The sequence below is a fragment of the Nostoc sp. UIC 10890 genome (assembly GCF_054786515.1).
The window spans coordinates 4,543,803-4,568,837 of the sequence record NZ_JBSGKF010000001.1 but is presented as its reverse complement, the minus strand read 5'-3'; the positions used below and the strand labels follow the sequence as shown (position 1 = coordinate 4,568,837).

The following is a 25,035-nucleotide window of genomic DNA, read 5'->3' as shown; positions in this document are numbered from 1 at the left end:
CAGCGTGTAGATGCGAGAAAAACTTGAGCTTAACATTGCTACTAATTTTCGATTGTTTGGTTCAGTAACTCCATTACTTGGTAACATCAGGCTAGCGAAGGTGTTTCATAAGTAATGCCACGAAACTTATTTAATAGAACCGGGAAGATATAAGGCGATTTACGGAAATATGCCTGTCTTTGGATTAGCTGCTGCAACTAAGCACGTCCCAGCTATGGGGTGGAAGGAAACAGCAGGCCGTCGCCTGGGAGGTGACGGCGAACCAGCTGCACCCTCACCAGTAATACAGCTTCGTAACTGATAACTGGTGATAGATGCTCTTAATTGTCAAGGCTGAGGAATCTAAGACAATGCCGCTGCGGGAGTCAAACCCAGTTTAGATAACAGGCGATCAATGTCAAAATGCTCAGACATCAACTGGCGAACGCATTGAACCTTAATCGGCTCGTGGAGGCGGACTTGTCCGAAAGTGCGGTCAACAATTTCTACAGTGGTGAGGGTGTCTAAGTCAACAGATAAAATGGGGATTTCTAGTTCTTCAGCACGATTGAGAATGAACGGCGGCGGGGGTAGTTGCCCGGTAAGAATTAAGCATTGGGTAGAAGTTTCCAAAGCCGCTTGCTGAATTTCCACGCGATCGCCTCCTGTTACCACTGCCATATTCCGGCGTTTGCGGAAATATTTCACAGCGGAGTTGACATTCATCGCTCCAATTGCCAGACTTTCCACCAACAAATCTAGGCGATCGTTGCGACAGAGAACATCAGCCTTTAACTGCTTGACTAGTTCGCCAACACTCACGCTGCGGAGCAAAGCATTGTTCGGCAGCATTGCTAGCACCGGAATTCCTTGCTGTTCCAAAAATTGGCGCAAGAGAGTGTCAACTGTTTCTAGTTGGGTAACAGGAACATCATTAATTACAACTCCAATCAAGCGATCGCCCATACGCCCTTTAGCAGCCAATAACGCCTCAACCGAAAGCAACGATTTATAGCGGGCTACTAACAGCACACCAGCATCCAATACTTCAGCCATTTGCAGCAAAGATAAGTCAAACAAATTGCCCTCGGATAAATCACCTGGCCCCTCCAGTAACACCAAATCTCCTTGGGACTTATGTAAATATTGCTGTATTAGGGACTGCTGATAATCGGTTTTGTCTTCCCCCCGCAAGCGCTTTTGCACGTTTGGTTCATCCAAAGCCAGCATTGTCGGTGCAATGCGGTTTTCCGGCAAATTGAGGCTAAGAGCGATGAACTGGACATCTTCCTCAACTACAGTTCCACTAGACGAATTAAAACATGTACCAAGCGGTTTACCGTAGGTAATATCCAGTCCTTTTTGCTGTAGCTGATGAGACAAACCCAGAACAGTTGCAGATTTACCGCTGTAAGTCTCGGTTGATCCAATCAGCAAATATTTAGGGGATTTTGGCACACATGCACTCCTAATTTCAAAAGTCAGAAGAACCCAGCTAGGTGTTTCCTAATTCTAGTTCCTTCTGGCAAAAGCCTCTCGCTCTCACAAATTAAGCTTTCCCAGAATTAGCTTCTGAATAAGCAGAGTTACGCGGACTTGCTCTCCCTCTGTTATCCGCTTTTTCGGTCAGAATTTATTCTGAGTGAAAACGAAAAGGATACAGAGCAACTAAATTTATTTATGGGGTGATTAATTTTGAATTTTGTTAGCGCAGCGTCAAGCCTGCGGCATAGCTTCTCTACGAGAGCCTGCACCAATGCTTACCTTGCTCTTAAACAAGCTAGCAAGAGCGTCTCATAGAGAGCAGTTTTTTAAATTCGGAGCTTTGAGCAATATATTTTTTAACTGCTTTTATCAGTAAATACTTCTAAGTGTAGATGACTTGATGAGAGGAAAAGGGATAATTCTGAAAGACTTGATTTCCTCTGACCAATTACTGACTAGGAGATTGTTTTATGAGAACCAGAAAGCTAGGTAAACAAGGGTTAGTAGTTTCAGCTATCGGACTTGGTTGCATGGGAATGTCTGAATTCTATAGTGGCCGTGATGAAATTGAGGCGATCGCTACAATTCATCGAGCATTGGAACTTGGAGTTAATTTTCTTGATACTGCTGATATGTATGGGCCGTTTACTAATGAGCAACTAGTAGGTAAAGCAATTAAAAATCGCCGTGATCAAGTAGTATTAGCAACCAAATTTGGCAATGTTCGCACTGAAGATGGTGGTTGGAAAGGGATTAGTGGCAAACCCGAATATGTCCATCAAGCTTGCGATGCCTCACTAAAACGTCTGGGAGTGGAAGTGATTGACCTCTATTATCAACATCGGGTAGATCAAACTGTACCCATTGAAGATACTGTAGGAGCAATGGCAGAGTTAGTTAAGCTGGGAAAAGTTCGTTATTTAGGGCTTTCAGAAGCCGCTCCTGCTACGATTCGACGGGCTGTGGCAGTTCACCCCATTGCGGCACTGCAAACCGAATACTCTCTTTGGAGTCGAGAGCCAGAGGATGAAATTCTACCTACTGTGCGAGAATTAGGAATTGGGTTTGTTCCCTATAGTCCATTAGGAAGAGGGTTTTTATCAGGTGCGATCGCTAGCCCTGATGATCTAGCACCTGATGACTATCGCAGAAATGCTCCTCGCTTTCAAGGTGAGAATTTCTCTAAGAACCTGCAATTAGTCGAGCAAGTGAAGGCAATTGCCACCGAAAAAGGAGTAACTGCGAGTCAGCTTGCACTAGCATGGCTATTGGCTCAAGGGGAAGATATTGTCCCAATTCCTGGTACAAAACGCCGTACCTACTTAGAGGAGAATGTTGCAGCTACCGAAATTACCCTTACGGAACAAGAGTTGAACCGACTGGAAGCAGTTGCACCAAAAGGTGTAGCAGCAGGTGAGCGCTACCCTGACATGAGTACTGTTAACCGTTGATCGATGAACGAAGTGTAACCAGATTTGTGCCGATTATTCTAAGTACTGCGAAAGCAGGTGAAAAGCATTTAAGACTTTCCTCAAAAACCCAACACCTGCATTGATTTTTCAAGTACTTCTTTGGGGCGAAATGGTTTAGTTAGATATAAGTCTGCACCCACCTCAATACCTTTTTGTTTATCAAATTCTTGTCCCTTAGCTGTCAATATCACAATGTAAACATCAGTCATTTCCAGGTCGTGTTTTACAATATGGCAGACTTGCAGACCATTCATTTTAGGCATCATCACATCAAGAAAAACTAGGTTTGGTTTTTCAGTTTTAATAGTTTCGAGAGCTTCTTCTCCATTTCTAGCAGTTAGAAGTTCAACACCCTCGTCTTCTAATGCTTCTAAAGCTTGTTCCATCAAAATCAAGATATTGGGTTCATCGTCAACAATCAAAATTTTCTGGGTCATAGGGATTGGGGATTGGGGATTGGGGATTGGGGATTGGGGATTGGGGATTGGGGATTGGGGATTGGGTATTGGGTATTGGGTATTGGGTATTGGGTATTGGATTTTAGAAAAACTCTTCCCTAGTCCCCAGTCCCTAATCCCCAATCCCCAGCCTTGGCAATTACTGTTCGGATAACATAATAAAAAACACATTTTCCAACTCCTTCTCAAAGCGTAGGGTTTTCACCAAATCGGCTTCTTGAGAGAAGATAGAATCGATAATGATCATGTCAGGTTTGGCTAACAGGGCTTTATGGATGCATTCTTGCGGATCGGAGGCTTCAATCACGCTGTATCCCTGAGTTTGCAGTACATCTGATAGGGTTTTTAAGGCTGATGCATTTTTATCTACAACCAATACCTTTTTACTAGAAGTGCCCTGGTAAAGTAGTGAGCCAATTTCGCCCAGGAGTTTCTCGGTGTCAATGGGCTTGGTAAGATAGCGATCAATGCCAATGTGGTAGCCCCGTTCTTTGTTTTCAATAATTGACAGAATAATGATCGGAATGTCTGCGGTCTGAGGATCATTTTTGAGGACGGCTGCTACATCAAAGCCGTTGATTTGGGGCATCATCACATCCAAGAGAATCAGATCGGGACGGGCTGTTTTGATTTGATGAATTGCATCCATGCCGTCTTTCCCTTCCCGAACGTTGTAGCCTTCATTTTCTAATTGTTGACGCAGCAGTTCCCGAATGTTAGCGTCATCATCTACAACCAAAATAGTTTTACGGTTTTGGTTCACCACAGTGTTTTTGGTGATGACGTGTTCCTTGAGTTGTTTGACTAGGGTATCCAGATTCAGATTAGCAGTGGTTTTTTGATCGCTGGCGTAGGTGGGAATGATGAAGGAGAATACGCTGCCCTTACCTGGTTCACTCTCAACCCAGATTTTACCGCCGTGGTGATCGACGATTTGCTTACAGATGGGCAGTCCTAAACCTGTGCCCTTGGGTTTGTCCGTGAGGGTGTCACCAACTTGGCGGAATTTCTCGAATACTTTCGGCTGGTCTTCAGGTGCAATCCCAATGCCTGTATCGATGACGCTAATACAAACACCGTCGTTGCTTTGTTTGACGCGACAGGTCACGCAACCAGATTCGGTAAACTTAACGGCATTGGAAATCAGGTTGATTAAAACTTGCAGCAGACGGTTGCGATCGCCTACTATCTGAGGCAGTCCAGGTTCAATCTCGCTGACTAACTGCAAGCCATTGGTTTCAAACAACCCGGCGGTTGAATTGGTTGCCCAATCCAGTAATTCACTAGGATCAAGGGGCTGCATCTGCCATTCCACCTTACCTGCTTCCATTTTGGCGATGTCCAGGACATCGTTAATCAAAGACGTGAGCCGTTCTGCTTCCGATACAATAATGTTGAGATTGTCAGCCACCCGCTTAATCGTTTTCTGAAGCTTCCGGTCTTCGGTAGAAAGCATTGGGAACACATCGCTTTCCAGCTTTTCTTGAATGATGGACGCAAAACCAAGAACAGAAGTTAGTGGCGTCCGCAGTTCATGGGAAACTGTTGAGATGAAGTCGGTCTTCATCTGGTCGATTTCCTTTTCTGCCGTCACATCTCGAATCAGCAGCGCCGAACCGAAGCAGGCTGCGGGTTCTTGATCTGCTGTTTTTTTGAAAATGGCGGTGGCCACTGCCTGACCAATGCGTTCCTTCGTCAGTACAACTTCGGCAGAGAAAACTTCTTTGGGATGAGACTGAGTTTGTGCAATCAGTTCTGCTAAACCAGATAGCGACAATTCTCGGTAGTGACCATTGAGGGCGCTAGCTGTCAATCCATACATAGCTAAAAAGGCAGGATTGAAGTGGGTAATTTGTCCTGCGGTGTCTGCCACTAACAAACCATCTGCTAAGTTATCTAAAATGGCATTTAATCCCTGCGCTTCAGCTAAGGTATTTTGCAGGGCAGCTGTCCGTTCTATAACTCTGGCTTCCAGTTCTTGATTCAGTTGCCGCAGAGATATTTCTGCTTGTTTACGGGCAGTGATATCGGTATTGATTTCCAACACTGCACAGGGCTGACGGTCGATATCCCGTTGCAACGTCCATCGGCTCTGGACGGTAATCAGTTTGCCCTCATGGGTGAGATGTTCCACTTCTCCTTCCCAATTACCTTCCTCTAATAACTCTGCGACAATTTCTTCCTTTGGTTTGAGAAAGGTTTTTTTGATAAAAGTCTGAATGCATTTGTCTTTCACTTCCTCCCGTGTCCAACCGTAGAGCCTTTCAGCACCCTGATTCCAATGAGAAATTTTGTCGCTCATGTCACGGACGATGATGGCATCACTGGAATGATTTAACATGTCCATTAAACGCTGATTTTCGGCTTCTGCCTGTTTGCGATCGTGAATATCGCTGCAAGCACCAATCCATTCCCGAATGCTGCCATCTTCTTCCAGGACGGGGGCACCACAAACAGAGAAGTAGCGGTATGTGCCATCCTTGCCACGCAGTCGATATTCGGTTTGGTAGATACCTCGGTTTGCCACAGCAATATTCCAAGCTTCAGTGGAACTGGCACGGTCATGAGGGTGAATCGGATCGAGCCAGCCCCAACCCTCAACTTCAGCTTCGCTCTGCCCCGTATAGGCCATCCAGGTGAGCATTTCCCTGCTGATTCCCAATCCTTCTGGGGTAGCTCCCCAGATGATCTGTGAAGTAGCAGTTACTAAGGAGCGATATCGTTCTTGAAGACGCTGATTTTCGGCTTCTGCCAGCTTGCGATCGTGGATATCGGTGCAGGTGCCAATCCATTCTCGAACGCTGCCGTCTGCTTCTAGGATGGGGGTACCACAGACAAAAAAGTGGCGGTAGCTGCCGTCTTTGCCACGTAACTGATATTCAGTTTGAAAGAGACTCTGATTCGCCACAGCATTACTCCAGGCTTGGGCGGTTCGAGCGCGGTCATCAGGGTGAATCGGATCGAGCCAGCCCAAACCCTCGATTTCATCTGCACTCTGACCTGTGTACGCTAACCAGGTAGACATTTCACAGCTCACCGCCCGTCCTTCAGGGGTAGTCAACCAGACAATTTGTGAGCTGGCAGTCACCAAAGAACGAAACCGTTCTTCGCTCTGTTGTAGAGTTTGTTCTGCCAGCTTGCGATCATGAATATCAGTACAAGTACCTACCCACTCCCGGATACTACCGTCTTCCTCTAAGAGAGGAACACCACAGACCCAAAAGTAGCGATAAGTGCCATCTTTGGCACGAACCCGATATTCAACTTCATATAGGCTGCGATTATCCACAGCGGCACTCCAAACTTCGGCAGTGTGGAGGCGGTCATCTGGATGAACGGCATTAATCCAGCCCCAACCATCGGCTTCGGCTACACTCTGACCTGTATAGGCTCTCCAGTTCGACATATCTGCCTTTTGCATTCCTTCAGGAGTGGTAATCCAAACCATTTGGGAAGTAGCTGTCACCAGAGAGCGATAACGTTTTTCCAGATACTGCTTTTCGGTTTCTGACAGCTTGCGATCGTGAATATCAGTGCAGGTGCCAATCCACTCCCGAACATTGCCATCTTCTTCGAGAATGGGGACACCCCAGACCCAAAAGTAGCGATAGTTGCCATCCTTGCCACGAATTCGGTATTCAATTTGATACATCCTTTGGTTTGCCACCGCAGCACTCCAAACTTTTTCGGTATAGGCGCGATCTTCGGGATGAACGGCATCAATCCAGCCCCCATTCTCCGCTTCTGCTAGACTCTGACCTGTATAAGCTATCCAGCTTCCTAGTTCAAAACAAATTCCATCTGGTGTGCTTACCCAGACAATTTGTGTAGTAGCTCTCACCAGAGAACGATATCGAGCTTCACTTTGTTTTAGGATTTGTTCAGTATGTTGGCGTTCCTGCTGAACGCGTCGAAGGTTGCTGATGTCCTCCACACTAGACCAAATCAGTTGCTCTCCATCTTTCTCAATCATCTGTCCAGAAATTCTGACTGGAACCAGATGCCCGTCTTTGTGGATTAACTCTTTCTCATAAGGGCCATAGCGACCAGTTTGTTCTAGGTTCTTTAGCGTAACTTGGTCTGCGATCGCATAGTTTTCAGGAGTAATCTGGTGATAGTTGAGATTTAGGGTTTCTGAAACAGTACGTCCCAAAATGGCAGCATAGGCGAGGTTGATGTTAATTAGCGTCCCATCTGTTCGGCATAATACTAGCCCAACAGGACATTGTTCAAATAGCTGACTGTTGTATTCATCAAATTGCTTAAACATGGTTGAGGTTTCTTTAGTGGTTTATTTGGGTAGGGTTAGAACAACAGAACCAAGACAACAAAGTGGCGTAAAGCTTTAACGAAATTGGGTGGTGTTGAAACATCTGGTAAATTTGATCAGGTGATGCACCTTCTACATCTGGACTGTGTTGTGAAAGTCGCTGGATCAATTGAGTGTGGCGGATCAGCAAATCCGTCGGTTTGAGCATTGGAACTGTTGATGAAATGAAGCCGTCGATATCGGGAATATGAGATAATTCTGTGGTGTGAGTTGGCGAGGCAGAAGCGCAATTCTGTTCTTCAGTAGCTTCTGCAAATGCACAATTTAACGGAATCTGAATCCAGAATTCTGTCCCTTCACCTGGTTGAGAACGACATTTGAGCATTCCCCCATGTTTGTCTACAACAATTTGGTAGCTGATTGCCATGCCTAACCCGGTTCCCTTACCAATATCTTTCGTGGTGAAAAAGGGATCGTAAATGCGGCGAATGACCTCCTCCTTCATTCCTGGGCCGTTGTCAGCAATGCGAATCACAACCCATTGTTGGTCAAGTACTTTGGTACGAATAGTGATTTGGGAATTGGGGATTGAGGATTGGGAACTACTCCTGACTCCCGAATTTTCGATACCTTCTTCCAAAGCATCAATGGCATTTGCCAGGATGTTCATAAATACCTGATTCAACTGTCCGGGATAGCATTCAATTAGGGGAAGTTTTGCATAGTCTTTAACGATTTCAATTGCCGGACGATGAACATCTGCTTTCAGGCGATGGTGAAGAATCATTAAGGTTCCATCGATGCCATCGTGGATGTTAACAGCTTTCATTTCTGCTTCGTCATGGCGAGAGAAGTTTTTCAGGGATTGGACAATTTCAACAATGCGACTTGTGCCCAATTTCATTGAATCTAGCAGTTTGGGGAGATCCTGCATAATAAATTCTAGGTCTATGTTGTCTAACTCTGATTCCAGTTCTGGAGGAGCAACAGGTAGGAATTTCTGATACTTTTCCAACAGGTGCAACAAGTCTTGGGCGTATTCGGCAACATACTTTAAATTGCCGCAAATAAAGTTAACTGGGTTGTTGATTTCGTGGGCAACTCCAGCAATGAGTTGACCGAGACTGGACATTTTTTCGCTTTGGATCAACTTAGTTTGGGCCAATTGCAACTCATGGAGAGCTTGCTGAAGCTTCTGTGTTTGGGCTTTTGCCTGGATAGCGGCTTGAGTGCTTTGCTCGTAAAGCACAGCTTTGTCAATAGCGATCGCTGTTTGAGAGGCAAAGATACTCACAAGTTTCAGGTGTTCGGCCTTGTATGAGTCAGTTTTGGGCGTTCCAATGGCGATCGCTCCCAGTACCCGCTCCTTAGCTCGTAACGGTACACAAATCATTGCACTAACGTTTTTTTGCCCCTCTAATCGCGGATCAGCTTGCACATCATTGACGAGTTCTGCGCGGTTGAATTGCACAATGTTGCCAATAATTCCCTTGCCCGGTTCTGGCTGATTGTGGTCAAAAAACACACCAAATTCGGCAATAATTTCAAAGGTAGTTGCATCTGGACTAAGGAGCAAAATCATCCCCGCAGATGATTCAATTAATTGACTCAATTCCTGAAGCACCAGTTGGCCAATCTGTCGCGTATCTAAACTTGTTGTGAGTTGAGTCGAGATATCGTCAAATAAATCAATTTCCTGATATCGCTCCAGCAATTCTTTAGCGAGTACTTTCTTCTCAGCTTCCTGCTTTGCCAGAAATGAGAGCAAAGTCGCAAGTAGAGTTGCCTGTTCTTCCCCAACAACCCAACCGATGATTTCTCCTAAAACCTCGATTGGATATCGGTTTTCTACAGTTTTCTCCCCAATGCTAATCAGTTTCGTGCCGTCCACCAGTTCAACATCAATGGCAATATTGAATTGGTAAACTAAGTTATGAATAAGAGATGGCAACTCTTTTTTATTGAGCAGCTTTCTGAGGCTAACTGCGGACATGAAACACCTCATCTAGAGCAGGTTGCAAATTTCTGGCAATCAGTGTGAGTTTGTTCGCGTAGCGTCTCCAAAAGTTACCTAGACTGTATTTCAACCTTCTGCATCCTGCCACCGCTTGCGGACTCGCCATTGCTACGCTATCCTGCCTCCTGCCTTCATCACCGTAGCTATCCGTACCCCTTCGGATAAGCAAGCTACGCCCAGCATCTCTAGAAAAGAGAGGAATTGTCATAAAGTCTAGGGATATAATATTTTACTAATTAAGACTAGTCTTCCCAAAAATATTGGTGATATAACAGCGAAGTTGAGCAGTCGCAAATACCTTTAAACTCCCTAGCAGAGGCAGGCTTCTGTCTGTGTAACTCGCTTGCCTTGTAATGAGTTATAGAAAAACTATAAGTAAAGCTTTTATATTTAAAGAAACTTATGTAGCGTTTCTCGCTTGAGTGAAGTACAAGAATCCCACCTGCAAGCGAGTAGGGGACATGATGTACCTTATATGATTAGGAAATGATATAGGTTTAAATTATAATCAATTAATCTCTCTTATTGCTACTACTTGCAAATTGGGAATCAGCTTTTTTGAGTATGTAGGTGAACGCATTTCTGACACTGGAATAATCCCCTTGATTGTACAAAAAGAAGCTGCGATCGCAGCTTCTTTTGGTAATTTGAAAAAATATTGTGGTACGTGGTAGCTTCAGTTAGATCCGAGAGTAGCGAAAACGAATTCTAAGCAGTCGAAGCCAGCGTAACCACATTTGTGCAGGTTGTTCAAAGAAAGTGAAAATATCACCGAAACCTAAATTAGTTTTGTGATGATGTAACCAGTGTCTCTCAGGAGTAGTAATAAATAGAATTTGGCATAAAATATTTACAGGCTTTGGAGTTTGCCAACCCAGTACACTTATGTGTCTCCACCATACATGAAACTGACCAAGTAGTAATCCAGAAATCACGCCAATGGGAGAGAAAGACCATAAGACTACTGCTATGAGTACATAAGGCAAAGCTCCCAAGATACCATCTAAAAGAACCTGGCGATTAAAAGTCAAAATAGCGTAGTGACGAAAATCCTTCTTCCAGGAGTGGTGCGTTTTTAAATGAAGGCTACCAAAAACGTGCTCGGGTACGTGGTAAAAGAATGTAGATAAAAAATCGCCAATAAACAGTAATAACCAAGCAACAGCGATAGCCTCAAGCATTTTTACTCCTCAAGAATAGTTAAGAAAACTCCACAGAAAATATGCAATGTCATGCTGTCAGCGTAGACACTTAGTTTTACGCTATGCCAGCAGCATGTGTGCATTTCATGTGTCTACGCTTCAGTTAATTTGGCTCAGAGTATATGTAATTGGGTTAGTTGCAGTTTCATGAATCTCCAATCCTTAATGCAGTAAACAGCAACTCGCAAGAACCTCCAATTTGACTACTAGCTCTGGGTTAATGGTAAAAATACATCTAAAACTCGATTGGAATACAGTATTTTGCCATAGTTACTACACAATCTTCTTACTAAGACATACAGCGTAAGCAAAGGTTGAGTTAAAGTTAGTACAAATTTAGGTTAAGGCTTTCTTCAACATTGTTAATTATAAGTTGATTGTAATTAAGCTTCAATTATGAATTTAATTACAATGATAGAAATAGGCATTACGACAATGGATATTGAGTGATTGAAGTGAACTAAAGCGGGTTTCAATCAAATTAAGATGCAGCACAATTTGGAGTAACTATAATTTCACTTTGTTCATTCTCAAGATATAAAACTTTGGTTTAATTAATGAAACCTTTTACAGATAAAATCATTAATGGATAAAGATTTTAGACTCAGTATATTTTCACCATTCAAGTCAGATTCCTATACAAGCATTAGAATTTGGTTAAATTAGAGGTGTTAAATTAACTGGTGATAATTGAGAGAGATGTAATAATTTAGTGAAGGCGTGCTACGCCCGTAGTAAACGAGTGCAGCACGCCGGAAAAAGATGATATAATTACCTCTTATTGAGTTGCAACAATAATGAGGAGTAAGAGACTATTTCTTTGGTTTGGCGACTATCCTTTTTCTGTCACCACTTTGGTCAAAGAGTAATTTCTAAACCTTGTTTTTTAGTGTTTTCGCAACAAACAACAGTATAGAAATAGCAAATATTTAATCGTGACGATCTAATATATAGAGTCTAATCTATGATTACCACTCTGAAATTACTCTCGTCAAAGTAAAGTTGAAAACATTTGTCCAAATCTGCAAGACTTTCTACTTTTAGCTATGACTCTTCTGGACTAATGCTTTTCACCCTTGGGAGGAAAAGTTAGGTCAAGGCAAGGCTTGAATGAGTTCCCGAATCACATCTATTACTCGTCTGCCTGTCTGTTCACAATACTTTTCAAGGTTCTGAGCTTCATCTAATGTCAAGTTTAAAGTAATTCGCTTAAGCGCTCTTTTTTTACTGGAGGTTGCCAAACGGGGAAATTTAAGTGCAGCAGTTTTATTCATTGATTGATAGGCTAGATATATACAAACTTTCTTTATCAAGATTGCCAATTCAGAACTGTCTTTACCAGTGAAAATCGAGATTTTAAGATTGAACTTAAGCTTTACACCCCAAATAAATTACTGAAAGATTAAAGTATAAAATGCAAAAATATACGTAGTGACTCTGCCATTACGCAAGTGCAAGAAGGTTGCGGCTAAAAAGATGATGTTAACAATGCTCTCACAGACCAGATTGTTTATTGAATAAGCGGTGTGGAATTACCAAGATGAATAGATTGCCAAAGGTGGTTTTCATCTGTGAATATTTCGGTAATATATCTGCTTTAAATCCTTTGCAATATGAGATTATTCGTTTGTGATGGCTATCACCTCATATCTATAGCAACCTAGTAGATAATTCCTTTTAGTCAAAGGTGATTACACGAACAGTGAGTTAATACATGACTTTACAGAATTGGAGACGCAAGCGTGGCGTTGCACTTACTACCAAGGGTTTACAAAAAATTAAGGAAGCAAAGCATCAATCAGAAGCAAAGGAAAACTTTGGAAACAGGTATACTCTTGAAGAAATGAGTGCACGCTCTGGGTTATATTCCGCTACCATCTCGAAAGTATTGAATCGGGAAGGTGGTGTTGACAAACAGACTATTGAGAAGCTTTTTTCAGCTTTTCAATTAAAAATAGATAAAAGTGATTATTCAAGCTCAAATACTCGTCTAAATTGGGGAGAAGCGATCTTTAACTCAGCTTTTTATGGACGTACAGAAGAACTGACTACCCTAGAGCAATGGATTCTCAATGAGCACTGCCAATTGGTGACACTATTGGGAATAGGAGGTATTGGTAAAACCGCACTGTCTGTAAAGCTTGCTCAAAAAATTCAGGACAACTTTGAGTATGTGATCTGGCGATCGCTACGAGAAGCACCGCCTGTTAAAATTATTCTAGGTAATCTAATCCAATTTCTATCCGACGAACAGGAAACAGAAAGTAACTTACCAGAAAGTTTTAGCGATCGGGTATCGCGACTACTTTATTATTTACAAAATTATCGCTGTTTAGTGATCCTTGATAATGCAGAATCAATTCTCCGCAGTGGTAGCCGCGCCGGACTTTATCGAGAGGGATATGAGGAGTATGGTGAGCTTTTAAGACGGGTAGGAGAAGCAACTCACCAAAGCTGCTTGATGTTGACTAGTCGTGAAAAACCCAGAGAAATAGCATTTTTGGAAGGACAAGCACTACCTGTTCGCTCATTGCCGCTGAGTGGATTGAAGGTGGCGGAAGGGCAAGAAATCTTGAAACTCAAGGGACTATCGGCGGCAGAAGATCAATGGAAAGTAATGATTGAACGTTACGCAGGCAATCCATTAGCCTTAAAGATAGTTGCCACGACTATTCAAGATGTTTTTGATGGTAATGTGACTGGATTTTTACAACAAGACACGGCTGTTTTTGGAGACATCCGCGATATTTTAGAGCAGCAGTTTGAACGCTTGTCAGATTTAGAAAAGGAAATAATGTATTGGCTAGCGATTAATCGTGAGCCAATGGCGCTTCCAGAATTGCGAGATGATATTATATCACAAGTACCGCAAGCAAAATTAATGGAGGCTGTGGAATCTCTGGTAAGGCGATCGCTAATCGAGAAAACATCTCTACGAGACGCTGCGCGTAGCTTGCTTCCCCGTAGGGGTACGCTAATGCCAACGCCGACACTGATTGAGAAAAGTGCAGCCCTCTTCACATTTCAGCCTGTGGTCATGGAGTATATAACTAGTAGATTAATAGAACAGGTCTGTGAAGAGATTGTCACTCAGAATATTCATTTGTTTAGGTGTCATGCTTTGATGAAGGCGACGGCTAAAGACTATGTTAAGGATACTCAAGTTCGTCTCATCATCAAACCAGTTATAGATGGCTTGCTTCATGGCTTAAAAAGTAAAAGAAAAATTGAAAATCAGTTAATTCAAATTCTTACAAAACTGCAAGAAGAATCTCCTTTAGAACCAGGGTATACGGCTGGCAATATTCTCAATCTGCTTTCTCATATAGAAATTGATATCAGTGGTTATGATTTTTCTCACCTAACTGTTTGGCAAGCAGACCTACGCAACGTAAATTTACGCAATGTAAATTTCACTTACGCCGATCTAGCTAGGTCTGTTTTTGTTGAAACCCTGGGAGGAATTCATTCGGTAGCATTTAGCCCTAATGGAAAACTCTTGGCTACGGGAGATACTAGTGGTGAGATTCGCCTGTATCAGGTTGCGGATGGAAAACAATTGCTTATCGTCAAGGGGCACACAGGTTTTATCTGGCCAGTAGCTTTTAGTCCCGATGGTCATATTTTTGCTAGTGGCGGTGATGACCAAAAGGTCAAGCTATGGGATACTAATACGGGGCAATGCCTTGCAAATTTGCAAGGTCATAGTGGTGGGATCTGGTCAATTGCTTTCAGTCCAGACGGTCACCTGCTTGCAAGTAGCAGTGAAGACCATACCGTGAAGCTGTGGGATACTAGGAGCGAGGAATGCCTTAAAACTCTGCGGGGACATAGTAATCGCATTACATCAGTCGCCTTCAGTACTCAAGGTACTATGCTTGCCAGTGGCAGTGACGATCAAACTGTGAAGTTGTGGGATACTAGCAGCGGTCAATGCCTCAAAACTATGGAGGTTGAGAATAGTGGAAGTAGGTCAGTTGCTTTCAGCCCGGATTGTCAAACTTTGGCCAGCGGCTGTCATAACCAAATTGTCAGGCTATTTGATGTCAGTACAGGTCAATGTCTTCAGACTTTGTATGGTCATACTGATTGCGTAAATTCTGTTGCCTTCAGTTATGATGGTCGGACGCTGGCAAGTAGCAGTGATGACCAAACGGTTAAGCTGTGGGATACAAGTACTGGTCGCTGCCTTACTACTCTACAGGGACATAATAGCAGGGTTTGGTCAGTTGCTTTTAATCCAGAAGGTAAGACTTTAGTAAGTGGCAGTGATGACCAAACGGTCAAGCTGTGGGATGTCACTATTGGTCAATGCCTTAAGACGTTTCAGGGTTATTGTAATGGTATCTGGTCAGTAGCCTTCAGTCCTCAAGGTACTACACTTGCTAGTGGCAATAATGACCAAACGGTAAGGTTATGGGATGCTAATACTGGTCAGTGCCTCAAAACTTTGCGAGGACATAGTAATCGGGTCACATCAGTAGCCTTCAGTCCTCAAAGTACTATACTTGCCAGTGGCAGTGAGGATCAAACAGTGAAGCTGTGGGATACCAACACTGGCGAATGTCTCAAAATTTTGTTGGGACATAGTAATCGGGTTACATCAGTTGCATTCAGTTCCCAAGGTAGTATGCTTGCCAGTAGCAGTGAAGACCAAACAGTGAAGTTGTGGGATACTAAGACCTGGCAATGCCTCAAAACTTTACAAGGTCACAGTCATTGGGTATGGGCAGTCGCTTTTAGCCAAGATAGTAAGATGCTGGTCAGTGTTAGTAACGACCAAACAGTAAGACTGTGGGATGTCAGCACTGGTCGTTGCCTTCAAACTATGTACGGTCATACTGACTGGATTTGGTCAGTCGCCTTAAGTCCAGATGGTAATACAGTGGCGAGTGGCAGCTTTGATCAAACGGTAAAACTGTGGGATGTCAGCACAGGTCAATGTCTTGGAACTTTGTATGGGCATACTAGTGGCGTATACACAGTTGCCTTTCTGGATAATTGCACGCTGGCAAGTGGCAGTGGCGATCAAATGGTGAAGCTATGGGATCTGCACACAAGCAGTTGCGTAAAAACTTTGTTAGCACATACCAAGTTAGTGTGGTCGGTCGCTTTTAGTCCCGACGGTCAAACCTTGGTTAGTAGCAGTGAAGATGAGACTATTAAGCTTTGGGATGTCAATACTGGTATCTGCCTGAAAACTTTGAGAAGCTATAGACCCTACGAAGCTATGAATATTACCAAGGTGACAGGTTTAACTGAGGCTCAAAAAATTACTCTGAAAGATTTAGGGGCGGTTGAGAAACAGGAGTAGACCACACTTACTGCGCGGTATATCCCCCATCAATTATCATATTATGCCCTGTGACAAAGGAAGCTACGTCCGAACACAACCATACCACAGCTTCTGCAACCTCCTCTGGCTTGCCAATACGTCCTACAGGATGCCCATCTGTAACTTGAGCGAGTAGGTCTGTGGGTACAGTTGCTAACATATCGGTTTCAATACTACCGGGACTTACAATATTAAGTCGGATGCCAGATTTAGCGTATTCTATTGCCGCTGATCGGGTTAAGGCAATAACTCCACCTTTAGTGGCACTATAGGCGGCAGTACCTGTGGCACCTATCACACCACCAACTGAAGCAACGTTTACAATTGCACCGCCTTCTTGTTTGAGCATCGTGCTAATCTCGTACTTGAGGCAGAGCCACATTCCTTTGAGATTTACGTCGAACATTTGGTTCCAGTCTTCTTCTGGCATTTCAATGAGTGGTCTGAAAATTGCGCGTCCGGCATTGTTACAAGCGCAGTCCAAACGACCATAAGTATCCACTGTCTTGTTAACCAACGCTTCCACTTCACTTGCCCTTGATACATCGGTTTGAATGAAAATAGCCTCTCCTCCTGCCTCTTGTATGCGGCGTACAGTCTCCTCCCCCTCGGCAATTCTACGGCTGGCAGCTACAACCTTTGCTCCAACACGTGCAAATGCGATCGCTGTTGCCCGACCAATGCCTGATGAAGCCCCAGTAACTAATGCTACTTTTCCATCAAATTGACTTGTCATGGATGTAACTTTCCCTCTAAATTGCTTTGTTCTGCATTAACTGATAACGGCGTTGCAGTACCGAAACTGCACCAAAAGCACTAAAAGCTAACACCCCTAACACATTAGAAGGTTCAGGGACAGACACTGGCTTCAGTACTGAAAATGCAGATTCTCCAATAAGCCGATGAGCTGCGGCTGTAGGATGAACTGGGTCCCAAAATAAAAATTCGTCTGGATTACAGGCGACTGGTTGGGTGGGCAAATTTAAGGGCACTACTGATAAGTCTTGTATGCAATAGTTGGTAGCATTTTTCAGACCGAATTTCCTTGGTTCGGCGATTATCCTACTAAATAAGTCATTAACATTAAAAGATATAATGTCGATATCAGGGTCTAGTTGCTGGTTCAAAAAGTTGATGGTCGCGTTTAAGCCAGAATTATGTGCATTGCTCAATGTACTGAACAAGCTGGGTATTTGACTGTTGAAGTCTGCAACCGGAAACTTTCCCAAATCTGGTAGGTTAACTACCATAATATCTTGAGCACCTATGGCAGCAAGGGATGTCACTGCTGCTGATATATTTGCGACTGTCTGATTAGGGTTAGGAACACCTCCCCCAAAGTAACTGAAGTAATCATTAGCACCAACCCACACAATATAGAGGGCGTTGGGATGAGCAGACGGATTTTCTGCTGTAAAGCTAGTGATTTGCTGTTGCAATCCGGTGAACCCAGGAACGCTAATGTTATTGACTCCAGTGGTAGCACCTCCAAAGGCAAAGTTAGTGTGAGGATTGAAGGTTAATCCCAGGTCTTGTGCCAGATATTCTACCCAAACTGAACCATTAGAAAAACGTCCATTAAAGTATGTTGAGCTTGGAGGAAAAGTTTTATTTGTGGCATTGAATGCATTTCCTGTGTCAGAAAAGCTGTCACCAAAAACATAAATATCCTCATAATTCTGTGCCGCTAAGATTTTAAGCGGAAACATGAAAGACAACAGGAAAAATCCTGTCGTCAAAATTGTTTTTTTCATTTAATTATTGACTTTTAAATCATGGTGTGGATCTTAGCAGGAAACGAACTATTCAGATTCATTGACCGGAACAGGGCCTAGTGCCACACTGCCCCAGCGGATTACGCTTGCAGAGGCAGAACTGGCTGCACCAAAGCCATAGAGCAAAACCAAGTCATTTTCGCGAATTTTGCCAAGTTGAGCAGCATGGTACAAATTGGCTAGGGTTAGTGCTGGTCCAATGTTTGCATAAAGAGGGTAGACATTGATTGTGCGCTCTGAGTCAATGCCCAATACACGCGTACAAAAACTTGCAAACCAAGCAGTGGGAGTATTAAAAATAAAAAAGTCAATTTGCTCCAGGGTAACACCAGCAGTAGCAATAGCCCCCTCACAACAAGTAAGCAGCAGATCCGCAGCTGTTTCGCCGATCACTTTATTCGTATCCTTGGGTATCTGCATTTGAAACCGTTGATTGCCTTCTTTGTCCTCAGTAAGTTTAAAAGACATTTGATCGCATAAAATACTGGTATTAACTGTCTTTGTACCAAGAATACCTTGGTTTGGTTTTAGTGAACTAACTAGGAAAGCTCCAGCACCATCACTAAAAAACCATGAAAGAGTATCATCTTTATCGAAGAAGCGAGAGTACGTACAAGAGATCGCCACTAGGACATTGCGGTGCATTCCTGCTTGTACTAAAGCACAAGCAGTTTGAAGGGCAATTAGGGTACTAGCACATGATCCATCAAGATTCCATGCACCACACTGTAGTCCCAGTTTACGAGCAAGAAAGGCGGCATTGCCAAATCCGATTTGTTCAGGTAAAAAAGAGGCGACGAGCAGGATATCTACGTCATTGACAGAAAGCTTTGCCGCTTTGATGGCATCCTTGGCTGCCCGATACTCCAAAGTCAGCGACGACTCACTAGGAGCAAGTATCCTCTGTTCAAAAGTGCCCCGAAAAGGATCTGACAGATAAGGCATCATTTCTAACTCAAACTTGTTGCTCGGCGTGGAATTATTTAGAGAGATCATTCTTGCCAAGCTTTTTTGCTCTACTTGAGCGACTATCTCAGGGTATTTTTCTTTGTAGTAATCTTTTGTACGTCTAATGCTAGGAAAGCTAACTGCTAGTGAGCAAATGCCTACGGAAGGATACACCATGTTTAAGGTTATTTCAATAATTTGTAGTGCTTTGAGAAATTAAGTTATTAATACGATTTGAAATTGGTGCCTTCCAACTTGGGTCGATTATGACATCAACAACGAACGGATTAGTTGAAACAAGCGCTTTTTCTAGTGCAGCCTGAATATCAGACTCCTTTTCGACACGAATGCCATCGGCTCCCATCCCGCAGGCAATCTTAACGAAATCCGTCTGCGGAATCTCTACATTTACACCCTTGAACCCTTGCATTGTTGTTCCCTGCTCGCACATGTTATAGCGTGAGTCGTTGAGTACAATCCAGACAGCAGGGATCTGGTATTGCACTGCTGTACTTATCTCGTTATTCATGAGCATGGCACCATCCCCAACAATTGCGACAGCCTTGCCATTTCTTGCCAGTGCCGCACCTACAACACCCGTAACGAAATGCCCCATAGACCCGAAGCCAGTGCTGACCCGAAAGCGGCCTGGTTTAGTAAATCGTAGATGATGAATTCCCCAGGCAAAGGAGTTACCTGATTCAGCCATTACTACTGCATCGCTTCCTTCAACAATCACCTGTTGAATCGCATCCATAAGCACTTTGGGACGCACTAAACTGCCTGTACATGGCTTGATTAAATCAAGTTCAGGTCGAGGCAGCGTTACTGCTGTTGGGCGACTATTACTTTCAGAAAAATGCTTAAACAGCTCCTTCATGAACACTTTTATGTCAGACTGGATAGCAAACGTCTTTGCGTCTGGATATGCTGCTCCTGACACATCTCGGTCAATATCAATATGCAAAAATCCCCGCTGAGGGATCATTGTAGGGTTCCAGAACGAGGTAAACTCACCAAGGCGCGTTCCCAGAACCAAAGTATGCAAAGGATAGTACTCTTGCATATATGTCAAAACAGATTTGTGTCCAGCAAAGCCCGTGACTCCTACAAATTGTGGGTGATCTTCGGGAAAAATCCCCTTACCACGCGGCGAACACATTACCGCAGCCCCTGTTCTCTCTGCAAGCTGGCGAATCTCTTCGGCAGCATCACGTGCACCGAAGCCAACCCAGATCGCAAAGGGACCTTCAGACAGTAACCGGACACATTCTGCAATTGCTTCTTCACTTGCTGTTGCTACAGCATGAGACAGAGTTACTCGTGGCAACGAAGTTGTTAGTGAACTTGTCTGGATATTTGTAGGGATACTTAGATACGCGACGAATCCTCCTGGTTGTGCTAGCCCGAGGGCAAGCCTTTGAGATATCTCTGTGAGTTCATCGCTAGATTCGAGATTAGTCGCGTAATGGAATATTTGCTCCGAATTAAAAATACTAGTGCTGGGCATAGTATATGGGCTGGTTTCCTGGAAAGCCCAACGTCCCCGCTGTGGTGCTGAGGTTGAAGCTGACACGAGGATCACCTTTGCTCCCTCCCAACGGGCAGCTAACAATCCTGTCAAAGCGTTGGTGATCCCCGGTCCTGTGGTAGTGAATACCACAACCGGGCGATCGCTAGCAAAGTGTGCCTCAATGGCTGCAAAAGCTGCTCCGGCTTCATGCCGAAAGTGCAGCACCTGGATGGAACTTTGGTGTAATGCTGCCCACACTGGGGCGATCGCACCTCCCGAAACACCAAAGGCATACTGCACTCCCATATCTTCCAGAATTTTTACCACTGCTTCCGCTACCGAAAAAGTTTCGGATGGCTTGCTATTAGATGGCTGTTTACTTGAGTTTAATTGTTTAGTGGTATTCGCTTGTGTATCCTGAAATTTCACATCCATACAAACTATACTTAGGAATAATTTCCTCTGTGGGATAACATTATCCCACACTCAAAGTAGGCCGGTGTAAATATTCGTCGTTATAAATAAGGTAGCAAGCAGCTATGCTGAAAGCAAGAAACTACAGGGTTTTAGCCTACTTTATCTTTGATTGAGATACCTTAATTTTATTGTGCCAATCTACCTGCTTATCTTCACACAGTTTGGTACTTTATTGTCTACCTACTTCAACTCTGCTTTGATACCGAAGAAATGTTTAGAGACTTTAAGAGTAGTAAATGTGGCGATGCCTGCGGCGGGCTGTGCCAATACAAATGGGTTAACCCATGTTTTAGTTTATGAAAACTGAACACCATTGATCAACCACTGGGGTATAAAAAGGTGATTGAATTAAATCAGTATAAGACTTTAACTTTCGATTGTTATGGAACCTTGATTGATTGGGAAAATGGTATTTTAGGGGTGCTAAAGCCACTTCTGCTGGTACATAACACTAATCTGGATGACGAAGAAATTATCAAAATTTTTGCGGAATTTGAAGCAGAACTGGAAACAGGAGAATATCTCAAATATCGAGAAGTTTTAAAGAGAGTAGTCCAGAAATTTGGTGAGCGATTTGGCTTTGAGCCAACTGCTGACGAACTAAATTCACTGGCTGATTCGATTCAGCATTGGCTGCCTTTCCCCGATACAATTGAGGCACTTAGAGCTTTAAGCCAAAAGTTTAAGTTGGTAATTATCTCAAATATAGATGACGATCTCTTTGCTTTCTCGGCAAAGCACTTACAGGTGGAATTTGACCAGATAATCACAGCAGAACAGGCAAAAAGCTATAAACCCTCCTTAAACAACTTCAGACTGGCTATTCAAAGAATTAATTTGCCGCTAGAGCAGATATTACACGTTGCTGCTAGCGTATATCACGATATCGTTACAGCCAAATCTCTGGGACTATCAACAGTTTGGGTAAACCGTCGAGCAGACAAAAACAAATTTTATGCCACAGACCCGCAAATAAGTCAACCCAACTTAGAAGTGCCTGATTTAAAGACTCTCGCTGCTATGAGTTCACCGAATCCCTAGTGAGTAATAAATGCTAGATACTCAGTACTGTTTCGATGAGGATATGTTGTTACAAAACGAAACAGGAATTGCAACATAGATTGATTCTGCCTTAATCTGGAAAAACTACTACACCAGTTTGACGGCACTTTCGCCCTTCTTTTGAGAGCGACGCGCAAGGGACGGGTAACGCTCGTACCAACGCTCTGCTTCTGGTTCTCCAGGATCAGCGCCTTGCCGATAAACTTGTTCAATAAAACACTTTGATAGCCTAAAACGATGAAAGCATCTGCTAATTTCGACTTTGAAGACGAGAAATTTAATGCACCGCCTTCTCAAGTCATCCCTTGGTGTCAGATGATTAATCCTCGGTATGGCACAGATGGGATGCAATCCCACGGTTTGGCGATTAAGCTAGATAATGCTAATGCTGTCGGCTTTGTGCCAGATGATAATTGGCAGCAGGTAGAGCATGAATTTAGTTCTGGAGTTGAAACAGTCTTTATTACTACTACTCCAAACTTGGTGTTAGTGCGTCGGGGCCCATTGTCTGTTAAAGACCGAGAAAGTGGTCTAAAACTGGGTACGCTCAAAGAGAATTATGATGCTTTTTTAGCCGACAAACTTAAATTTAAAACCTTTACTCGCTATCTAATTTTTATAGTGGGAGAGAATAAAAAGTTTTTACATGAATCACCACTACAACTAACTCTTAATGGTGCCGCCGGAGCGAGTTTCAGCAAAACCTACTGTGAATATCAACAAGGCAAAGTAGTTAGTGGATTCGTTGCTGAACTCGAAAAAGCTTATGCTGTCTACCGCAAGCAACCTTTGACACCAAAAGGCCCTTTGTTCCACGCCCACGGGATTTTTTGCCCGATAATTGAGTGTGAAGAAAGAGGTATTGAACCAAATACAGTTCTGGTAGCTTCAACTGTGGATTACAAACATCCCACGGTAGGGACTTTAACACAATACTTAATTGCTTCCGATTCTCTTGAGTCTGCAATGATTTGTAAGACTTTTGAAGAATACAAAGATTTTGGAAAGGAACCTGTAAAATCAGAAACGCCGAAATTGGCAATGGCAGGAGTTTCCAACTCTTACGTTTATGCTGATGAAGATGATTTTGCTTATCCGCCGTATTAAAAAAAGTGAGGAGTGAGGGGTGAGGAGTGAGGAGTGATGAGTTTTGAATTAATAACTCCTAATTTCTAACTTCTAACTCCTAACTCCTAACTTCTAACTCCCAACTCCTAACTTTATTTTTTGAGCAGTAAATAATATAGTGAACCATTACCGCCTGTGATACCAGCGCGATCGCCTGCTAGTTTCCCAGAACCCATGAAATAATCCACCCGGCCCGGGCCTTTGATGGCGCTTCCTGTATCCTGGTCAAGTACATAGCGGCTGACAGTACGCCTCTCTAGTTTGCCGCCAGTGGCGGGATAGGGAAACGAGTTGTAAATCAGCGCTAGCGCTCCTGGTGGCATGAGAGACTTATCTGTAGCAATGGAACGTTCTGCTGTTACTGGCACATGAATACTACCAGTAGCCGCTCTACCGCTTGTTTCTTGGAAGAAAACAAATCGTTCCCAGCGGGGCAGATAATTGCTCAACTCTTGGGGCTTGCTTTTGAAATAACTAATTAGACGTGGCATTGTCAATCCTTCCAGGGGAAGTTTGCCATCTTTGGCTAGTTCTTTGCCGATACTAGTCCAGGGATAATCAGTTCCACCTGCATAGCCAATTGATGTTGTCTTGCCATTAGTTAATTTAATTTGAGCAGAGCCTTGGATATGTACCATGTATGCGTCTAGGCGATCGCGAAACCAAAGCATTTCTAAACCGCGTAACTGGCTCTTATTCCCTTGTAAACCATCCTTCCCTTCCAAATCAATTCGTTTTGGGTGGGGTTTCGGCCATTGGTTGAAATCAGGTGGTAGCCGATACAGAGGATACTTATATGTTGCAGTCTTGACTCGGCTAGCAGTGTAAATAGGTTCGTAGTAAGCAGTGAATTTCACAGTACCCTTGCCATCGTTGCCTACGGACTGGTAGAAGACAAACTCACGGCGGACAGCGGCTTGTAATTGCGCTGCTGACTTAGAACTGACAACTAGTTGGCGAAAACGGATCAAACTCCGGCGGACGCGATCAAGGGTAATTTCCTTAACTGGATAATTTTGATATGCTGCGATCGCCCCACTCTTATTTAGGTAAAGCAGGCTGTTGTCAATGGAAGCTAACAGCGCTTTGCGATCGCCCTTTTGACCCCAAAGTTGCTCATCCCAACCCAAGCAAGCGTGCTGGGGCTTACAATCGCTTCCTATGGCTATTGGTTTTAACGGTGGCGTTATCTCAGGAGTGATTGGTATTGGTATTGGCGACAGATCAGGAGTAGTCGGTACTGGCAACGGCAGTACATTAGGAACCTGAGCAACAGCCAACCAGAGAGGATTTATAAAAGCAATTCCCAGACTCAAGGAAAGCAAAGCAAGGGTTTTTCTCATCATTTAGTTGAATCTTTCAACACTGGAACTAAAAACGGGTTCTACCCGGATTGCCACGATCCGAGAAGGTCTTACTACCATATACTCCCCTTGAATATTTTTGATTGGCACACTAATAAAGTCATTAGAAGCAGACTTTGGCACAAGTTCGCCGCTATACCACTTCTGAAACTCTTGAATAGTAGGAAAACGTACTTCTTCCCGGTGGCCGCTTTCCAGTAGGAGGTATACGGCATATTCATTTGGAGTTCTAGCCATAAAGTTGAATCATTATAAAAAACATTCAACCCATTGTTAACCACGTAACCCCCGAATGAAAAGAGTAAGCATACGGGAGGTGGGGAGCAAAGAAGTAGGGGAGCAGGAGGAGACGAGGAAGATAAAGCGGACAAAGGAGAATTATTGAACAAGTTTTTTCCCAATGCCCAATGCCCCATGCCCTATTCCCAATGACTCTTCACTCTAGACGCCTAATCCTTTAAGCAGTTCCTTAAAAAGTGTAAGTTTACATTAGCTCTTGCATAACTCTCCAATCAACCTCTGATAAGTCATTGACATTGTTGAACAAAAG

At 43.5% G+C, this 25,035-nt stretch carries 20 protein-coding genes; 7 read left to right on the top strand and 13 right to left on the bottom strand.

The window, feature by feature from the left end; all coding sequences use genetic code 11:
* Window positions 1-169: 169 nt before the first annotated feature.
* Window positions 170-301, top strand: coding sequence for a hypothetical protein (locus ACWATR_RS18880; RefSeq protein ID WP_460335569.1), 132 nt, complete (start codon window positions 170-172; stop codon window positions 299-301).
* A gap of 41 nt (window positions 302-342) precedes the next feature.
* On the opposite strand, the gene ACWATR_RS18875 is transcribed toward ACWATR_RS18880, so the two are convergent.
* Window positions 343-1,437, bottom strand: a complete 1,095-nt coding sequence (locus ACWATR_RS18875) for a phosphotransacetylase family protein (RefSeq protein WP_460335566.1) — start codon at window positions 1,435-1,437, stop codon at window positions 343-345.
* 497 nt (window positions 1,438-1,934) lie between these two features.
* Between ACWATR_RS18875 and ACWATR_RS18870 the strand changes: the two genes are divergently transcribed.
* Window positions 1,935-2,915, top strand: coding sequence for an aldo/keto reductase (locus ACWATR_RS18870; protein WP_460335563.1), 981 nt, complete (start codon window positions 1,935-1,937; stop codon window positions 2,913-2,915).
* 80 nt (window positions 2,916-2,995) lie between these two features.
* Here ACWATR_RS18870 and ACWATR_RS18865 read toward each other — a convergent pair whose 3' ends face one another.
* The 4 genes from ACWATR_RS18865 to ACWATR_RS18850 form a co-directional block, all read right to left on the bottom strand.
* Window positions 2,996-3,373: a response regulator transcription factor gene (locus tag ACWATR_RS18865; RefSeq protein ID WP_460335560.1), complete on the bottom strand. Its 378-nt coding sequence runs from the start codon at window positions 3,371-3,373 to the stop codon at window positions 2,996-2,998.
* 160 nt (window positions 3,374-3,533) lie between these two features.
* Window positions 3,534-7,664, bottom strand: a complete 4,131-nt coding sequence (locus ACWATR_RS18860; RefSeq protein WP_460335557.1) for a PAS domain S-box protein — start codon at window positions 7,662-7,664, stop codon at window positions 3,534-3,536.
* A gap of 13 nt (window positions 7,665-7,677) precedes the next feature.
* Entirely contained in the window at window positions 7,678-9,657 is a 1,980-nt protein-coding gene (locus tag ACWATR_RS18855; protein ID WP_460335554.1) for an ATP-binding protein, read from the bottom strand.
* Window positions 9,644-9,889: a hypothetical protein gene (locus ACWATR_RS18850; RefSeq protein WP_460335551.1), complete on the bottom strand. Its 246-nt coding sequence runs from the start codon at window positions 9,887-9,889 to the stop codon at window positions 9,644-9,646. Before ACWATR_RS18850 ends, ACWATR_RS18855 begins: the two co-directional genes overlap by 14 nt.
* 334 nt (window positions 9,890-10,223) lie before the next feature.
* Between ACWATR_RS18850 and ACWATR_RS18845 the strand changes: the two genes are divergently transcribed.
* A complete protein-coding gene (locus tag ACWATR_RS18845; RefSeq protein WP_460335548.1) occupies window positions 10,224-10,355 on the top strand; it encodes a hypothetical protein in 132 nt (43 codons plus the stop codon).
* Between the two features lie 6 nt (window positions 10,356-10,361).
* Here ACWATR_RS18845 and ACWATR_RS18840 read toward each other — a convergent pair whose 3' ends face one another.
* Both ACWATR_RS18840 and ACWATR_RS18835 read right to left on the bottom strand, forming a co-directional pair.
* The gene (locus ACWATR_RS18840; protein ID WP_460335545.1) at window positions 10,362-10,862 is read right to left on the bottom strand and encodes a fatty acid hydroxylase; all 501 of its coding nucleotides are present in this window, start codon (window positions 10,860-10,862) and stop codon (window positions 10,362-10,364) included.
* Window positions 10,863-11,977: 1,115 nt separating this feature from the next.
* Complete coding sequence (locus ACWATR_RS18835; protein ID WP_460335542.1) at window positions 11,978-12,157, bottom strand: CopG family transcriptional regulator; 180 nt, start codon at window positions 12,155-12,157, stop codon at window positions 11,978-11,980.
* 440 nt (window positions 12,158-12,597) lie between these two features.
* On the opposite strand from ACWATR_RS18835, the gene ACWATR_RS18830 reads away from it, so the two are divergent.
* Window positions 12,598-16,197 carry a WD40 domain-containing protein gene (locus ACWATR_RS18830; protein ID WP_460335539.1) on the top strand — a complete coding sequence of 1,200 codons (3,600 nt, stop codon included), beginning with the start codon at window positions 12,598-12,600 and terminating at the stop codon, window positions 16,195-16,197.
* 7 nt (window positions 16,198-16,204) lie between these two features.
* Here the strand turns inward: ACWATR_RS18830 and ACWATR_RS18825 are convergent, their stop codons facing one another.
* The 4 genes from ACWATR_RS18825 to ACWATR_RS18810 are packed head-to-tail and all read right to left on the bottom strand — an operon-like array spanning window position 16,205 to window position 20,889.
* Window positions 16,205-16,954 carry an SDR family oxidoreductase gene (locus ACWATR_RS18825; RefSeq protein ID WP_460335536.1) on the bottom strand — a complete coding sequence of 250 codons (750 nt, stop codon included), beginning with the start codon at window positions 16,952-16,954 and terminating at the stop codon, window positions 16,205-16,207.
* A gap of 16 nt (window positions 16,955-16,970) precedes the next feature.
* Window positions 16,971-17,972: an SGNH/GDSL hydrolase family protein gene (locus ACWATR_RS18820; RefSeq protein WP_460335533.1), complete on the bottom strand. Its 1,002-nt coding sequence runs from the start codon at window positions 17,970-17,972 to the stop codon at window positions 16,971-16,973.
* A 48-nt stretch (window positions 17,973-18,020) separates the two neighbouring features.
* The gene (locus ACWATR_RS18815; RefSeq protein WP_460335530.1) at window positions 18,021-19,118 is read right to left on the bottom strand and encodes a 3-oxoacyl-ACP synthase III family protein; all 1,098 of its coding nucleotides are present in this window, start codon (window positions 19,116-19,118) and stop codon (window positions 18,021-18,023) included.
* Window positions 19,119-19,131: 13 nt separating this feature from the next.
* Window positions 19,132-20,889, bottom strand: coding sequence for a ScyA-related TPP-binding enzyme (locus tag ACWATR_RS18810; protein WP_460335527.1), 1,758 nt, complete (start codon window positions 20,887-20,889; stop codon window positions 19,132-19,134).
* A 172-nt stretch (window positions 20,890-21,061) separates the two neighbouring features.
* On the opposite strand from ACWATR_RS18810, the gene ACWATR_RS18805 reads away from it, so the two are divergent.
* The 3 genes from ACWATR_RS18805 to ACWATR_RS18795 all read left to right on the top strand — a co-directional run bounded on the left by ACWATR_RS18805 (window position 21,062) and on the right by ACWATR_RS18795 (window position 23,100).
* Complete coding sequence (locus ACWATR_RS18805; RefSeq protein ID WP_460335524.1) at window positions 21,062-21,238, top strand: hypothetical protein; 177 nt, start codon at window positions 21,062-21,064, stop codon at window positions 21,236-21,238.
* A 32-nt stretch (window positions 21,239-21,270) separates the two neighbouring features.
* Window positions 21,271-21,972: a haloacid dehalogenase type II gene (locus tag ACWATR_RS18800; RefSeq protein ID WP_460335521.1), complete on the top strand. Its 702-nt coding sequence runs from the start codon at window positions 21,271-21,273 to the stop codon at window positions 21,970-21,972.
* A 258-nt stretch (window positions 21,973-22,230) separates the two neighbouring features.
* Window positions 22,231-23,100: a DUF5895 domain-containing protein gene (locus tag ACWATR_RS18795; protein ID WP_069073730.1), complete on the top strand. Its 870-nt coding sequence runs from the start codon at window positions 22,231-22,233 to the stop codon at window positions 23,098-23,100.
* A 113-nt stretch (window positions 23,101-23,213) separates the two neighbouring features.
* Here the strand turns inward: ACWATR_RS18795 and mltA are convergent, their stop codons facing one another.
* Window positions 23,214-24,464 carry a murein transglycosylase A gene (gene mltA / locus ACWATR_RS18790; RefSeq protein ID WP_460340516.1) on the bottom strand — a complete coding sequence of 417 codons (1,251 nt, stop codon included), beginning with the start codon at window positions 24,462-24,464 and terminating at the stop codon, window positions 23,214-23,216.
* 3 nt (window positions 24,465-24,467) lie between these two features.
* Window positions 24,468-24,722, bottom strand: coding sequence for a hypothetical protein (locus tag ACWATR_RS18785; protein WP_181928189.1), 255 nt, complete (start codon window positions 24,720-24,722; stop codon window positions 24,468-24,470).
* Window positions 24,723-25,035 lie beyond the last annotated feature (313 nt).

What these genes read in the sequence shown, in the direction of transcription:
- ACWATR_RS18785 (WP_181928189.1), bottom strand. Translation starts at nt 24,722, where the DNA reads ATGGCTAGAACTCCAAATGAATATGCCGTATACCTCCTACTGGAAAGC.
- ACWATR_RS18830 (WP_460335539.1), top strand. Translation starts at nt 12,598, where the DNA reads ATGACTTTACAGAATTGGAGACGCAAGCGTGGCGTTGCACTTACTACC.
- ACWATR_RS18820 (WP_460335533.1), bottom strand. Translation starts at nt 17,972, where the DNA reads ATGAAAAAAACAATTTTGACGACAGGATTTTTCCTGTTGTCTTTCATG.
- mltA (WP_460340516.1), bottom strand. Translation starts at nt 24,464, where the DNA reads ATGAGAAAAACCCTTGCTTTGCTTTCCTTGAGTCTGGGAATTGCTTTT.
- ACWATR_RS18865 (WP_460335560.1), bottom strand. Translation starts at nt 3,373, where the DNA reads ATGACCCAGAAAATTTTGATTGTTGACGATGAACCCAATATCTTGATT.
- ACWATR_RS18840 (WP_460335545.1), bottom strand. Translation starts at nt 10,862, where the DNA reads ATGCTTGAGGCTATCGCTGTTGCTTGGTTATTACTGTTTATTGGCGAT.
- ACWATR_RS18855 (WP_460335554.1), bottom strand. Translation starts at nt 9,657, where the DNA reads ATGTCCGCAGTTAGCCTCAGAAAGCTGCTCAATAAAAAAGAGTTGCCA.
- ACWATR_RS18810 (WP_460335527.1), bottom strand. Translation starts at nt 20,889, where the DNA reads ATGGATGTGAAATTTCAGGATACACAAGCGAATACCACTAAACAATTA.
- ACWATR_RS18815 (WP_460335530.1), bottom strand. Translation starts at nt 19,118, where the DNA reads ATGGTGTATCCTTCCGTAGGCATTTGCTCACTAGCAGTTAGCTTTCCT.
- ACWATR_RS18880 (WP_460335569.1), top strand. Translation starts at nt 170, where the DNA reads ATGCCTGTCTTTGGATTAGCTGCTGCAACTAAGCACGTCCCAGCTATG.
- ACWATR_RS18850 (WP_460335551.1), bottom strand. Translation starts at nt 9,889, where the DNA reads ATGACAATTCCTCTCTTTTCTAGAGATGCTGGGCGTAGCTTGCTTATC.
- ACWATR_RS18870 (WP_460335563.1), top strand. Translation starts at nt 1,935, where the DNA reads ATGAGAACCAGAAAGCTAGGTAAACAAGGGTTAGTAGTTTCAGCTATC.
- ACWATR_RS18795 (WP_069073730.1), top strand. Translation starts at nt 22,231, where the DNA reads ATGAAAGCATCTGCTAATTTCGACTTTGAAGACGAGAAATTTAATGCA.
- ACWATR_RS18825 (WP_460335536.1), bottom strand. Translation starts at nt 16,954, where the DNA reads ATGACAAGTCAATTTGATGGAAAAGTAGCATTAGTTACTGGGGCTTCA.
- ACWATR_RS18835 (WP_460335542.1), bottom strand. Translation starts at nt 12,157, where the DNA reads ATGAATAAAACTGCTGCACTTAAATTTCCCCGTTTGGCAACCTCCAGT.
- ACWATR_RS18860 (WP_460335557.1), bottom strand. Translation starts at nt 7,664, where the DNA reads ATGTTTAAGCAATTTGATGAATACAACAGTCAGCTATTTGAACAATGT.